The following is a 13818-nucleotide window of genomic DNA, read 5'->3' as shown; positions in this document are numbered from 1 at the left end:
TTACTATTTCCCAATAACAAATACGCGTGCCAAATTACCACCCCCTTCGGGGGGGGGGCGGCCCCCCCCCCCCCGCCGGTGGTGGGGTCAGGGGCGCAGGGTCTCGCGGTCCACGGTGTCCCGGATCTGGTCCTCCGGCGCCAGGCGCTCGGCGCCGGGGTCGAGCGGGCGCAGGTAGGTCTGCTGCACGCCGGGGACCCGGTCCTCGATCACGTAGGTGGCCTTGACGTGCGCCGCGGCGTCCGGCCGGGAGACGGCGGGCAGCACCTTGAAGTCCGCGGTGATCGCGTCCTTGCCGATCCGGGTGATCACGTAGCCGCGCTGGTTGTTGTAGAACTTCAGGTGCGGGTTGATGGTCAGGAAGGGATGCGTCGCCGGGTCGGTGTCGCTGCCGTCGCCGCCGGTGCTGATGGAGGAGGCGACCAGCTCCGAGCCCACGCTCGCCGAGGTCGGGTCGTCGTAGTCGAGCTTGAGGTCGCTCGCCCAGTGCGCGTGCACGTCACCGGTGAGCACGACCGCGTTGCGCACCTCCGCGTCGACCCAGCCCTGGGTGATCCGCTGCCGGGAGGCGGCGTAGCCGTCCCAGGCGTCCTGGCTGGTCACCTTGGCGGGGCCGGCGTTGTTGTCGCGCTGGGCGAAGAAGACCTGCTGGCCAAGGATGTCCCAGCGGGCGCGCGAGTGGTGGAAGCCGCGCAGCAGCCACTCCTCCTGCTCCGCGCCGGTGATCGAGCGCGCCGGGTCCACCGCCGCCGGGCAGTCGCGGTAGCCGTCCCCGCACCCCTGGTCGCTGCGGTACTGCCGGGTGTCGAGCATGTGGAAGTTCGCCAACCGGCCCCAGCTGAGCCGCCGGTAGAGCTGCATGTCGATGCCGCGCGGGATGGAGGTACGGCGCAGCGGCATGTTCTCGTAGTAGGCGCGGAACGCGGCCTCGCGCCTGCTCAGGAAACCGGGCTGCGGGATCTCCGGCTTCTCCGGGACCTCGTCGGCCCAGTTGTTGTCCAGCTCGTGGTCGTCCCAGACGACGGCCCAGCTGGCGGCGGCGTGCGCGGCCTGGAGGTCGGGGTCGGCCTTGTACTGGGCGTGGCGCTGACGGTAGTTCGCCAGCGTCTCGGTCTCCGGTCCCTCGTGGTGGCGGAGGTTGCCGCCGGGGATGTTGTAGGTGTCACGGGTGTACTCGTACTGGTAGTCGCCCAGGTGCAGGATGAGGTCGGGTCGCTCCTCCGCCAGCCTGCGGTAGGCGGTGAAGTAGCCGTGCTCGAACTGCGCGCACGAGACGAAGGCCATCGCCAGGCCCGAGCCGTACGAGAGGGGGTGCGGCGCGGTGCGCGCGCGGCCCACCGGGGAGAGGTGTGTGCCGGTCTTGAAGCGGTACCAGAACTCCCGGTCGGAGAGCATGTCGTCCAGTTCGACGTGGACGCTGTGGCCCCACTCCGTCCTGGCCTGCGCGGTGCCACGCCGTACCACGTGCCGGAAGTGCTCGTCGGTGGCGACCTCCCAGTGGACCGGCACCGTGCGGTCGGGCATCCCGCCGAGGCCGTCCTCGGCGAGCGGCGCGAGGGCGAGGCGGGTCCAGATCACGAAGCCGTCGTGGCTCGGGTCGCCCGAAGCGACTCCGAGGGTGAAGGGATCGGAGCGCAGCCGGCCCTCCGCGACGGCGAGCGCGGGCGTTCCCGCGACGGCGCCCACGGCGAGGCCGGTGACGAGAAAGGACCGCCTGGAAAGAGCGGGCATGGGGACCTCCTAGACGATCAGGCAAGACGACGCACCGCAGCTTGGCGGAACCCGATGTCCAGAAGGTGGCTTTTGACCAAACTTCTTCAGTAACTGTCAGCACAAAGCGAAAGCGGCCCCCCGCCGAGGGGAGCCGCTACGCGTTCTCGGAAGTCACCAGCCGCGCTCGGCGAGGCGGTGCGGCTGCGGGATGTCGTCGACGTTGATACCGACCATGGCCTCGCCCAGGCCCCTGGAGACCTTGGCGATCACGTCGGGATCATCGTAGAAGGTGGTGGCCTTCACGATGGCCGCGGCGCGCTTGGCCGGGTCGCCCGACTTGAAGATGCCGGAGCCGACGAACACGCCCTCGGCGCCGAGCTGCATCATCATCGCCGCGTCCGCCGGGGTGGCGATGCCGCCGGCGGTGAACAACACCACGGGCAGCTTGCCGAGCCTGGCGACCTCGGCCACCAGCTCGTACGGCGCCTGCAACTCCTTGGCCGCGACGAACAGCTCGTCGTCGGGAAGGGAGGAGAGGCGCTTGATCTCACCACGGATCTTGCGCATGTGCATGGTCGCGTTCGACACGTCGCCGGTGCCGGCCTCACCCTTGGACCGGATCATGGCGGCCCCCTCGGTGAGCCGCCGCAGCGCCTCGCCCAGGTTGGTGGCGCCGCACACGAAGGGCACCGTGAACTGCCACTTGTCGATGTGGTTGGCGTAGTCGGCCGGGGTCAGCACCTCCGACTCGTCGACGTAGTCGACACCCATCGCCTGGAGGACCTGGGCCTCGACGAAGTGGCCGATGCGGGCCTTGGCCATGACCGGGATCGACACGGCGGCGACGATCCCCTCGATCATGTCGGGGTCGCTCATCCGCGACACCCCGCCCTGGGCGCGGATGTCGGCGGGCACCCGCTCGAGGGCCATGACGGCGACCGCGCCGGCGTCCTCGGCAATCTTGGCCTGCTCCGGCGTGACGACGTCCATGATGACGCCGCCCTTGAGCATCTCGGCCATGCCGCGCTTCACCCTGGCGGTTCCGGTGGTGGCGGTCTCACTGACTTCAGGACTGCTGGACACGGTCATTCCTCACAACGACGGACTCTTCTCCCTGCCATGGTAGGCGGTGATCGGCCGCCTACCGGACACGCCAATATGTACCAGATGTCCGATCATCTTGGACATCGTGTACAGCCGGCGTCAGGGCTGGACCGGCTTGGGAGCCGCGAGCACGACCCAGACCTGTCCCTTGGCGAAGTTCATCGGCTCGCCGGACTCGGTCGTGAAGGTGGTGCCGCCCTCCTCCGACTTCCTGGACCACTTCGCCTTGAACGCCTGGCCGTCGCGCAGCACCACCGCACGGCCCTTGCCGGTCGTCTGGATCAGCGGCGTGTAGCTGCCCCCGGAGTCGTGGAACTCCGAGCGGGTCGTCTTGGCGTACTGGATCACCACGGTCGGGGCGCCGAGCTGGCCGCCCTCGGCCGCCATGTCCTTCTTGCCGTCCTGCCAGATCAGCCACCGCTCCTGGGCCTTGGACCAGCCGAAGGTGAACCGAGCCGCCGGATATTTCACGTTATAGCGGGTCTTGGGGGTGCCGCCGGTGGGCGCCTCGCCGAAGGTGAACCCGATGTCCTTCGCCTTGGTCGCCTTGGGCGCCTGGGCCAGCAGCTTCTTGGTGTTCGCCACCAGGTTGTAGGGGGCGACCCGGCCCGGCTCCCGGTTGTAGGCCGAGCCCGCCGAACTGTCGGACACGTCGAACAGGGACGCCTGCTGCACGTGCGGGATCATCTTGGTCTGCACCCCGGAGTAGGCGAGCGCCGGCTTGCCGAACATCGGCAGGATGTGCAGGTCGGAGATCCGGGCCGAGCGCACCGGGCCCACCTTGGCGGGCAGCCGGGAGGAGAAGATCGCCATCAGCCGGGTCAGGCCGCCCTCGACCTGCTCGACGTACACGATGTCGGCGTTCTTGACGCCCATCTGCGGCTTGCCGGCCCCGGTGTTCTCGATCTTCACGGCGAGGACCGGCTTGCGGCTCTCGGTCGGCTGCCCGGTGAAGGGATGGGCGGGCGGCGGCGGGGGCGTGGGCGCCTCGGAGGCGGCGGCAGCCGTCTCAGGATTCGTGCCGGGCGCCGCCTTGTCCTCCGACGAGCACGCCACGAGCGGGGCCAGCACGGCCGCTCCTGCCAGCGTGACCGCGATCACCCGGGTTACCCGCACGACTCATCTCCTCGCTTCAGTCATGAACCGTGCAAGAGCTTACCTATGCCAGATAAGCGCACGTTCAAAATCTCTCCCATGAAATGCCGCAAACCATCACAAGCGTGCGTCACCAGCTCGCCTTGGGAGGAACGACACCAGCACCGCCCATGCGGCCCGGCGGGGAGAAACGGCGCTATTCGGCGGCCATGGTCAGCGGCGGCACATCGTCGATCTCAAAGAAACTGGGGTACTCGGTGTAACCGGCCAGGCGGAGGGTGCGGGCGAGCCAGCGGCGCTGGGCCGTCCGGGTCACGCCGACGGCGTTGTTGTAGAAGCGGCGGGAGTAGACGACCTTGGCCACGGCCGTGTCGAGCTCGTCCAGCAACCCGGCGCCGCCCGGCGCCTCGCTCAGCTTCTCCCGGAAGCGCTCCTGGTCGACGGCCGCCCGCAGGGTGCGTGACAGGTCGCTCTCGGCGTGCTCGCGCTGGTCGGGCCCCGCCGTACGGGCCTCGTGGGCGGCGGAGGCCAGGACCAGCGAGGTCGCCGGGTCCAGCAGGCGGGAGGCGGCCAGTTCGAGACAGACGGCGGCGCGCCGTACGAGTGCCACGTCGAGGGCCTCGCGGGCGAGTTCGAGCCGGATGTGCAACCGGTCGAGGCGGCCGGCGCGCCAGGAGATGTAGACGGCGGTGAGCACGAGCACCACCCCCACCACCAGGATGATCACCGAGGTCGTCATGGGGCGCTCAGCTTGTCCTCGACCACGCCCGTCCCGGGCGAGGTGACCGTCTCGTACACCCGCAGCACGTCACGGGCCACCGTGGACCAGTCGTACTTCAGCACGGCACGCCGGGCCTCCGCCGACAGCATCGCCCGCCGGTCGGGATCGGCCAGCAGCCGTTCCGCCTCCGCGGCCAGCGACGCGGCGTCGCCGTTGCTGAAGAGCGCCCCGGCCTGCCCGTCGCCGAGCACCTTGCGGAAGGCGGGGATGTCGCTGGCCAGGACGGGCGCCCCGGCCGACATCGCCTCGGCGAGCACGATGCCGAAGCTCTCCCCGCCGGTGTTGGGCGCGCAGAACACGTCGACCGAATGGTAGGCGCGCACCTTGTCGGCCTCGCTCACCATGCCCAGCAGGACCACCCTGTCGTGGAACTCGGCGGGCACCCGCTGGTAGACGTCGTCGGCGTCGCCCGGCCCGGCGATGAGCAGCCGCAGGCCCGGCCGCCGGGCGGCGAGGATCGCGAAGGCGTCGAGCAGGATCGGCAGGCCCTTGCGCGGCTCGTCCATCCGCCCGAGGAAGCCCAGCGTGTCCCCGTCGGGGCCCCAGCCGGGCAGCGGCTCGGCCTCGACGTAACGGCTCACGGTCACGCCGTTGGGGATCAGCACCGTGTCACCGCCGAACTGCTCCACCAGGCTCTTGCGCGCCGCGTCGGAGACCGCGATCCGGCCGCTGATCTTCTCCAGCGCGCTGCGCAGCATCGGCTCGGCCACCGCGATCGCCCGCGACCGCACCCAGGAGGCGTGGAAGGTGGCCACGATCGGCCCGTTGGCCGCCCAGCAGGCGAGCACCCCGAGGCTCGGCACCAGCGGCTCGTGGATGTGCAGCACGTCGAACCCGCCCTCGCGGACCCACCGCCGCACCCGCGCCGCCGACAGGAACCCGAACGACATCCGCGCGACCGACCCGTTGTACGGCACCGGCACCGGGCGACCGGCGGAGACCACGTAGGACGGCAGGTCGTCGTCGTCGGACGCGGGCGAGATCACCGACACGTGGTGCCCGTCGGCCATCAGCGCCTCCGCCAGGTCCCTGATGTGGGCCATCACACCGCCCGGCACATCCCACGCGTAGGGGCAGACCAGGCCGACCCTCATCGTGGCTCCAGGTCGTCGAGCCAGAGGCGCTGGAGCATGTGCCAGTCCTGCGGGTGCTCGGCGATGCCCTTCTCGAAGGCGGCCACCATGCCCTGCGCCACCGCGGTGACCTTCTCCTGGCGGGTGCCCTCCGCGGGGACCGGGATCTCCTCCTGGATGTCGACCCCCCAGTCGTCGCCCTCGAACCAGACGATCGCGGGCAGCAGCGCGGCGCCGGTCTGCACGGCCAGCAGCGGCGGACCGGCGGGGACACGGGTCGCGGCGCCGAAGAACTCGACCGTGACGCCCCTGGCGGTGAGGTCGCGCTCGGCGGGGAGGCAGACCACGCCGCCGTGGCGCACCCGGTGCGCGAGCGTGCCGTAGCTGTGGCCGTCGCCGCCGGTCAGCGGCAGCACGTCCATGCCCAGCCCTTCACGGAAGGCGACGTAGCGGCGGAACAGCGACTCGGGCTTGAGCCGCTCGGCGACCGTGGTGAACGGATGGCCGCTGGCCACCAGCCACGCGCCCGCCTGGTCCCAGTTGCCCATGTGGGGCAGCGCGATCACCGCGCCCCGGCCGGCGGCGACGGCCGCGTCGACGCGCTCCACACCGGTGGTGTGGCTCCTGGCGACGATCTCGTCCCGGTCCATCGACGGGAGCCGGAAGACCTCGTGGAAGTAGCGGAAGTAGGACCGCATCCCGGCCCGGCTCAGCTCGCGCAGCTCCCGGCTGCCGACGGCCAGCCCGGTGACCCTGGACAGGTTGGACTCCAGTCTGAGCACCGACTTGCCGCGCCGTCGCCACAGCTGGTCGGCGCCCACCCGGAACGCCCCGGCCGTCAGGCGCTCGGGAAGCCTGGGAACCACGGCCCACCCGGCCGCGAACCCCGCGGCGACGAGGCGGTCCGTCATGGAAGGCTTATCGGTCATCGCTCTCCCGATCGGCGGCGGAGGGTGCGGCCCCCGAGGGGACCGTGGTCTGGCGGTAGACGTGCAGCAGGCGCTGGCCGACGGTGACGGCGCTGGCCGCCGCGAGCAGCCAGAGCCCGGCGGCCAGGATGTACGGCACGCCGAGACCGTCGAGGCCGGTGGGCACGAGCACCGCGACGAGCCGTTCCGGTCGTTCCACCAGGCCGACGTCCGCGGTCATGCCCAGCCCTTCGGCCCGCGCCTTGGAGTAGGAGACCAGGGTGCCCGCCACCAGGCAGAACATCGACACCCCCGCGAGGACGAGCTGGTCGCTCAGCACGAACCAGAAGGTGAGCCCCACGAAGATCACCGCGTCGCCCAGCCGGTCGAGGGTGGAGTCGAGGAAGGCGCCCCAGGTGCTGCCGCCGCCACCGCCCATCCTGGCGACCACCCCGTCGAGCAGGTCGGCCAGCACGAAGACGGTGATCACCACCGTGCCCCAGAAGAGCTGGCCGCGGGGGTAGAAGAACAGCGCGGCGACCGCGGTTCCGAGCGTGCCGGCGGCGGTCACCACGTTGGGGCTGATCCCCCGGCGGACCAGCGCCCTGCCAAGCGGGGTCAGGACTCTGGTGACGGCGGGGCGCAGGAGTTTCAGCATCGCGGTCCGATCGTAGGCCACGTGGCGTGCGGGCTCGCATCCAACGCACGTGAGCCGAGCACTTTACCCTCTCCCCCTTGTGAGATCGGCCACATGGGTATTTGGTGAACACACCGCGTCTTGTCGGTGACCCGGAGTTCGACCCCGTACATCCATGTGACGCGGTGGCGAATCCCACTGCGGCCGCAGGGTCGCAGCAGACGACGCGGGAGGCGAAGTGGCGGACAGGACAACCAGCGGGCCTGCGGGAGCCGCGGGCAGGGCACCGGCGGCCGACCGGCCGGACATGGTGCGAAACGTGGTGCTGGTCGGCCACTCGGGTGCGGGCAAGACGACTCTCGTCGAAGCCCTGCTGACGGCCACGGACACCATCCAGCGCGCGGGACGGGTCGAGGACGGCACCACTGTCAGCGACTTCGACGAGGTCGAGGTGCGCCAGCAGCGGTCCGTGAACCTCACGGTCGCGCCGCTGGTCCACAACGGAATCAAGATCAACCTTCTGGACACGCCCGGTTACGCCGACTTCGTGGGCGATCTCCGCGCCGGGCTGCGGGCCGCGGACGCCGCGCTGTTCGTCGTCTCGGCGGCCGAGGGGATCGACGGGCTGACCCGGATCCTGTGGGAGGAGTGCGCCGCCGTCGCGATGCCGCGGGCGGTGGTGATCACCAAGATCGACCATCAGCGGGCCGACTTCGACGAGGTCCTCACCACCTGCCAGGCCGTGTTCGGCGACGGGGTGGCGCCGGTCTACCTGCCGCACGACGGCGGGCTGGTCGGGCTGCTGACCCAGCGGTTCTACGACTACACGGGCGGCACCCGCGCCGAGCGCGAGCCGCCGGCCGAGACTCTGGACACCATCGAGACGTACCGGGGCGGGCTCATCGAGGGGATCATCCAGGAGTCGGAGGACGAGTCCCTGATGGACCGTTACCTCTCCGGCGAGGAGATCGACACCAAGGTCCTCATCGACGATCTGGAGAAGGCCGTCGCCCGCGGCGGCTTCTACCCGGTGCTCGCCGCGGGCACCGGGATCGGCGCGACCGAACTGCTCGAACTCATCACGCAGGGTTTCCCTTCGCCGCTCGAACACCCGATGCCGGAGATCACCACCATCGAGGGCCGCCCGGTCTCCGGCATCACCTGCGACCCCGACGGCCCGCTCGTCGCCGAGGTCGTCAAGACCACCAGCGACCCCTACGTCGGCCGGATCAGCCTCGTACGGGTCTTCTCCGGCACGCTGCGGCCCGACATGACCGTGCACGTATCCGGGCACGGCCTGACCGACAGGGGTCATGAGGACCACGACCTCGACGAGCGGATCGGCGCCCTGTCCTCGCCGCTGGGCAAGCTGCAGCGCACGACGACGAAGTGCGTCGCCGGCGACATCTGCGCGGTGGCCAAGCTGTCGCGCGCGGAGACGGGCGACACCCTGTCCGACAAGGAACGGCCGCTGCTCATGACGGCCTGGAGCATGCCCGACCCGCTGCTGCCCGTGGCGATCCAGGCCAGGTCGAAGGCGGACGAGGACAAGCTGAGCCAGGCGCTCGGCCGTCTGGTCGCGGAGGATCCGACGCTGCGGCTGGAGAACAACGCGGAGACCCGCCAGCTCGTCCTGTGGTGCATGGGCGAGGCACACGCCGACGTGCTGCTCGACCGGCTCGCCAAGCGGCACGGCGTCGAGGTGGAGAAGATCGAGCTGAGGGTGGCCCTGCGGGAGACCTTCGGCGGCAGGTGCCAGGCGATGGGCCGCAACGTCAAACAGACCGGCGGCCACGGGCAGTACGCCATCTGTCATCTGGAGGTCGAGCCGCTGCCCTCGGGGGGCGGTTTCGAGTTCGTCGACAAGATCGTCGGTGGCGTGGTGCCGCGGCAGTTCATCCCGTCGGTCGAGAAGGGCGTCCGCACCCAGATGGAGCGCGGCGTGCTCGCCGGGTATCCCATGGTGGACGTCCGGGTGACCCTGTACGACGGCAAGGCCCACTCGGTCGACTCCTCCGACATGGCCTTCCAGATCGCCGGCGCGCTGGCCTTGAAGGAGGCCGCGGGGAAGGTCGCCACGCTGCTGCTGGAGCCGGTGGACGAGGTCTCCGTGCTGGTCGCCGACGACTTCGTGGGATCGGTGATGTCCGACCTCTCCGCCCGTCGCGGGCGCGTGCTCGGCACCGAGCCCGTCGGCACCGGACGGACCCTGGTCCGCGCCGAGGTGCCCGAGCTGGAGATCACCAGATACGCCATCGACCTGCGTTCCATGTCGCACGGCACCGGCTCCTTCCATCGGGCCTTCCTGCGTTACGAACCCCTCCCCGCCAATCTCGCCGGCAGGCTCCAAGCCGCCACGTGACTTCCGCCGGCCGGGACGGCACACCGTCCCGGCCAGATTTTTTTGCCCAGCTCCGTTAGTACAATTCACCTGAAACGACGGCAAAGGACCTCAAAACTTCCGTGGCGCTTTGTCATGGTTCTTACCGCCAAAGCGCCACACCCGGTCGCTCCGGTCACACAAGCATCACGAAACGATTTCTTTTTTCAGGCCAAAGCATGCGGACAGCGATGCCAGACTGAGGAACCATGCGAACCGGACACCGGGAGAAACGCCCGATCAAGGCGGCCCTCCTCGCCGCAGCGGCCCTCGCCGTGGCCTCGACCTCGGCCGCCTACTTCCTGGGCCCGAACGCGGCGGCCGACCAGCAGGCGGCCGACGACGCGAGGACACCCCTGAAGACAGGCGTTCAGGGTGCCACGGCGGCGGCCCTGAAGTGCGACGTGAACTCCAAGCGCCCCAAGCGCCAGCTGCGCGGCGTGTGGATCGCCACCGTCAAGAACATCGACTGGCCCTCCCGCACCGGCCTCTCGCGCGAGCGCCAGCAGGCGGAATACCGCAAGATCATGGACAACGCGGTCAAGCGCGGCCTCAACGCGGTCTTCGTGCAGGTCCGCCCGGCGTCCGACGCCTTCTACAAGTCTCCCTACGAGCCCTGGTCGCAGTACCTCACCGGAACGGCGGGCAAGGACCCCGGCTGGGACCCGCTGCCCTTCCTCGTCGCCGAGGCGCACAAGCGGGGGCTGGAGTTCCACGCCTGGTTCAACCCCTACCGCGCGGCCTACGACGCCTCGGTGAACAAGCTGCCCGCCGACCATCCCGCCCGGAAGAATCCCGGCTGGGTCGTCAAGCACGAGAACCTGCTCTACTACAACCCGGGCCTGCCCGACGTCCGCGACCACGTCACCAAGGTCGTCACCGACGTCGTCAACCGCTACGACGTCGACGGGGTCCACTTCGACGACTACTTCTACCCCTACCCGGGCGGCGGCGCCAAGTTCGCCGACCAGGCGGCCTTCAAGAAGTACGGCAAGGGCGAGAAGCTCGCCGACTGGCGGCGCGACAACGTCAACAAGCTCATCGCCCAGGTCGACGAGAGCGTGCACACCGCCAAGCCGTACGTGAAGTTCGGGGTCAGCCCGTTCGGCATCTGGCGGAACGTCGCGGAGGACCCCAGCGGGTCCAGGACCAGCGGCATGTCGGCCTACGACCAGATCTACGCCGACGCCCGCGCCTGGATCAAGGAGGGCACGGTCGACTACGTCATCCCCCAGCTCTACTGGCCGCGCGGCCTGAAGGTCGCCGACTACTCCGTGCTCGCGCCCTGGTGGGCCAAGGAGGTCAAGGGCACCGGCGTCCACCTCTACATCGGCCAGGCCCTCTACCGCGTGGGCGCCACCGACACCCCGGCGTGGACCAGGCCGGGCGAGCTGCCCGCCCACCTGACCCTCAACCGCAAGTACAAGCAGATCCGCGGCGACGTCTACTTCAGCGCCAAGCAGCTCGCCACCAACCCGCTCGGCGTGCTCGACCGGCTCGGCAAGGAGCACTACGCGCGTCCCGCCCTGCTCCCGCTGATCAAGGAGCGCGGCGGCGCGGCGCCGCCGACGCCGTCCGGCCTCAAGGCGGCGGGCGCCACGGTCACCTGGAACGCCTCCGAGGGCGCCCGCGGCTACGCGGTCTACCGGGTGGACGGCCAGCCCGGCGAGTGCGCGACGGCCGACGCCGGTAACCTGGTGGCCTTGGTGCCGACGGGCGAGAGCTTCACCGCCAAGGCCTCGGGCACCTACCTGGTGACCTCGCTCGACCGGTTGCAGAATGAGAGCAAACCCGCCCAGATCGCCGTCAAACTCCGGTGAGCCCTGAATTTCAGGGGTAGTTAAGGCCGAACACCTGGACGAACGACCCCCGGCTCCCCTACGGTCCTGCGAGTGTGTCGGGTAGCTACAGGGGGAGGTCGTCCGTGAGGCGGACGCTGGTCGCGTTTGCTGTGCTTGCCGGACTGCTCACCGCGGGAGTCGGCGGCGGGCTCGGACTGGGCGGGCTCGGCCCGGCGCGGGCGGCGGTCGCCGAGAGCGCCCCGCCCGGCAGCGGGCAGGTCGCACTCGTCGGCGTGCCCGGACTGCACTGGAGCGACCTGAGCCAGGAGAGCACGCCCCACCTGTGGCGGCTCGCGGGCGACAGCGCCCTCGGTTCCCTCTCGATGCGCACGGTGGGCACGGTGACCTGCCCCTACGACGCATGGCTGACGGTGTCGGCGGGAGTCAGGTCCGCGGTCGGTTACCGCTGCGGCCTGCCGCCCGCCCCCGAACGACGCGGCGGCGGCGCCGTCATCCCCGACTACGGCTACCTGCACAGCGTCGCCGGTCAGAAGCACGCGGGCACGCTCGGGGAGGCCCTGCGCGCGGCCGGTAGCTGCGGGACCGCGATCGGCCCGGGAGCCGTGCTCGCGCTCGCCGACCGCGGCGGCGCGGTCGGCGTCTACGCGCCGTCCCCCGCCGAGGTCACCGGTGCCGAGCTGGCCAAGTGCCCGGTCGTCGTGGCCGACGTCGACGACCTGATCCGGCCCTACCTCGCCGGCGGCTCGCTGGCCAGGACCCCCGAGCCGCTGACGCCGGCGCAGCGCGACGCCGCGCTGCGCCGCGCCGACGCCAAGGCGGGCGCCATGCTCGCGAAGCTTCCGCCGGACACCACCGTGATGCTCGCCGGCCTCGCCGACCACGACTCCGTGCCGCACCTGCGCGCCGCCATGCTGCGCGGCCCGGGTGCGGCGGGAGTCGTGCTGGGCGCGGCCTCCACCCACCTTGAGGACGTCACGATCCTCCCCGACATCACCGCCACTCTGCTGACCTTCGCGGGCGTCCAGATCCCCCCGAACGTGGTGGGGGTGCCGTGGGCGACGGGCGAGAGCCGTACGGGCTCGGTGGCCGAGGCGGCCGCGGCGTTCACCGGCGCCGACAACGCGGGACAGACGATCAGGAACATGATCGGCGTGTTCTTCTTCGTGCTCGCCGCGCTACAGCTGATCTTCTACACGGTGGCCTTCCTCCTGATGCGCCGCGGACGCGCCCCCGGCCTGGTCCGTACGGCGGCGCTGGCCCTCGCCTCCGTGCCCGTCGCGACCCTGCTCGTCAACCTGCTCCCGTGGGCGCGGGCAGACGTTCCGATGCTCGCGCACATCGGCGGCCTGGTCGCCTGCGCGCTGCTGGTCGCGGTGGCCGCCCTGGCCGGCCCGTGGCGGCGGCACCCCCTCGGCCCGCTCGCGGTCGTGGCCGGGGTCACCGCGGTGGCGCTCACCGGCGACCTGCTCACCGGGACCACCCTGCAACTCGACAGCGTGATGGGCTACACCTCGGTGGTGGGCGCCCGCTACTACGGTCTCGGCAACATCCCCTTCGCGCTGCTCGCCACCTCGGTGCTGCTGTCCGCCACCGTCCTGGCCCACTGGCTGCTCGGCCAGGGCAGGCGGGGGGCGGCGGTCGCGGTGGTGGCGGTGCTGGGCGGGTTCGCGATGATCCTCGGCGGCTGGCCCGGGATCGGCAGCGACTTCGGCGGCGTGATCGCCTTCGTGCCCGGCATCGCGGTGACCACCCTGATGATCGCGGGCCGGAAGGTGTCGCTGGTGAAGCTGGCGGGCTTCTGCGTGGCGGGCGGAGTGATCGTGATGGGGATCGCCTACCTCGACTACCTCAGGCCTCCCGGCTCCCAGACCCACCTGGGCCGGTTCGTCGGCCAGGTGTTCAGCGGCGAGGCGCTCGACGTGATCGGCCGCAAGCTGGGCGCCATGCTGGGCACTCTGCTCAACCCCATCCTGATGCCGGTCCTGATCGCCACGGCGGCCTTCCTCGTCTACGCGCTGCTGCGCCCTGGGGCCGCGAGCGCCGGCATCGTCCCCGCCGCGTTCGACCACAGCCCCGCCCTGCGGGCCGGCTTCCTCGGCACTCTGATCAGCGGCGTGGTGGGGATGCTCGTCAACGACTCCGGCGCCGCCGTACTCTCGATGGCCCTGGCCCTGGCCGTGCCGCTGGTCCTGTCCGTCGGCGTCAAGGCGCTCGGCGGTCCTCCGCGCCAAGCTGTTCCGTCTCCCACTATTCGGTCAACGCCGGTGGCGACCTGACCCTCCCGAATCAGCGGCCCGTACGGCGGTCGCTCAGCATGCTCACCGC

Annotated in this window: 10 protein-coding genes; 3 read left to right on the top strand and 7 right to left on the bottom strand. The window is 70.7% G+C overall.

The window, feature by feature from the left end:
• Positions 1-87 precede the first annotated feature (87 nt).
• The 7 genes from MBA17_RS36675 to pgsA all read right to left on the bottom strand — a co-directional run bounded on the left by MBA17_RS36675 (position 88) and on the right by pgsA (position 7332).
• Positions 88-1731, bottom strand: coding sequence for an alkaline phosphatase D family protein (locus MBA17_RS36675; protein ID WP_238502119.1), 1644 nt, complete (start codon positions 1729-1731; stop codon positions 88-90).
• 153 nt (positions 1732-1884) lie between these two features.
• Positions 1885-2802 carry a pyridoxal 5'-phosphate synthase lyase subunit PdxS gene (pdxS, locus tag MBA17_RS36670; RefSeq protein WP_238502118.1) on the bottom strand — a complete coding sequence of 306 codons (918 nt, stop codon included), beginning with the start codon at positions 2800-2802 and terminating at the stop codon, positions 1885-1887.
• A gap of 114 nt (positions 2803-2916) precedes the next feature.
• Positions 2917-3933 (bottom strand): DUF3048 domain-containing protein, encoded by a 1017-nt coding sequence (locus MBA17_RS36665; RefSeq protein WP_238502117.1) that lies wholly within the window; start codon positions 3931-3933, stop codon positions 2917-2919.
• 175 nt (positions 3934-4108) lie between these two features.
• The gene (locus MBA17_RS36660; RefSeq protein ID WP_238502115.1) at positions 4109-4651 is read right to left on the bottom strand and encodes a hypothetical protein; all 543 of its coding nucleotides are present in this window, start codon (positions 4649-4651) and stop codon (positions 4109-4111) included.
• Positions 4648-5787, bottom strand: a complete 1140-nt coding sequence (locus MBA17_RS36655) for a glycosyltransferase family 4 protein (RefSeq protein WP_238502113.1) — start codon at positions 5785-5787, stop codon at positions 4648-4650. Before MBA17_RS36655 ends, MBA17_RS36660 begins: the two co-directional genes overlap by 4 nt.
• Complete coding sequence (locus MBA17_RS36650) at positions 5784-6677, bottom strand: phosphatidylinositol mannoside acyltransferase (protein ID WP_238502112.1); 894 nt, start codon at positions 6675-6677, stop codon at positions 5784-5786. The genes MBA17_RS36655 and MBA17_RS36650 overlap by 4 nt, the downstream gene beginning before the upstream one ends.
• A 7-nt stretch (positions 6678-6684) precedes the next feature.
• Positions 6685-7332, bottom strand: a complete 648-nt coding sequence (gene pgsA, locus MBA17_RS36645; RefSeq protein ID WP_238502111.1) for a phosphatidylinositol phosphate synthase — start codon at positions 7330-7332, stop codon at positions 6685-6687.
• Positions 7333-7549: 217 nt separating this feature from the next.
• Between pgsA and MBA17_RS36640 the strand changes: the two genes are divergently transcribed.
• The 3 genes from MBA17_RS36640 to MBA17_RS36630 all read left to right on the top strand — a co-directional run bounded on the left by MBA17_RS36640 (position 7550) and on the right by MBA17_RS36630 (position 13769).
• A complete protein-coding gene (locus tag MBA17_RS36640; protein WP_238502110.1) occupies positions 7550-9673 on the top strand; it encodes an elongation factor G-like protein EF-G2 in 2124 nt (707 codons plus the stop codon).
• Between the two features lie 227 nt (positions 9674-9900).
• Complete coding sequence (locus MBA17_RS36635; protein WP_238502109.1) at positions 9901-11511, top strand: glycoside hydrolase family 10-like protein; 1611 nt, start codon at positions 9901-9903, stop codon at positions 11509-11511.
• A 104-nt stretch (positions 11512-11615) separates the two neighbouring features.
• On the top strand, positions 11616-13769 hold the full coding sequence (locus tag MBA17_RS36630; RefSeq protein ID WP_238502108.1) for an alkaline phosphatase family protein: 2154 nt from the start codon (positions 11616-11618) through the stop codon (positions 13767-13769).
• Positions 13770-13818 lie beyond the last annotated feature (49 nt).

Source organism: Dolomitihabitans soli (genome assembly GCF_022213955.1).
Taxonomy (GTDB): Bacteria; Actinomycetota; Actinomycetes; order Streptosporangiales; family Streptosporangiaceae; genus Streptosporangium_A; species Streptosporangium_A soli.
This window is presented reverse-complemented; position numbering and strand designations above follow the sequence as displayed.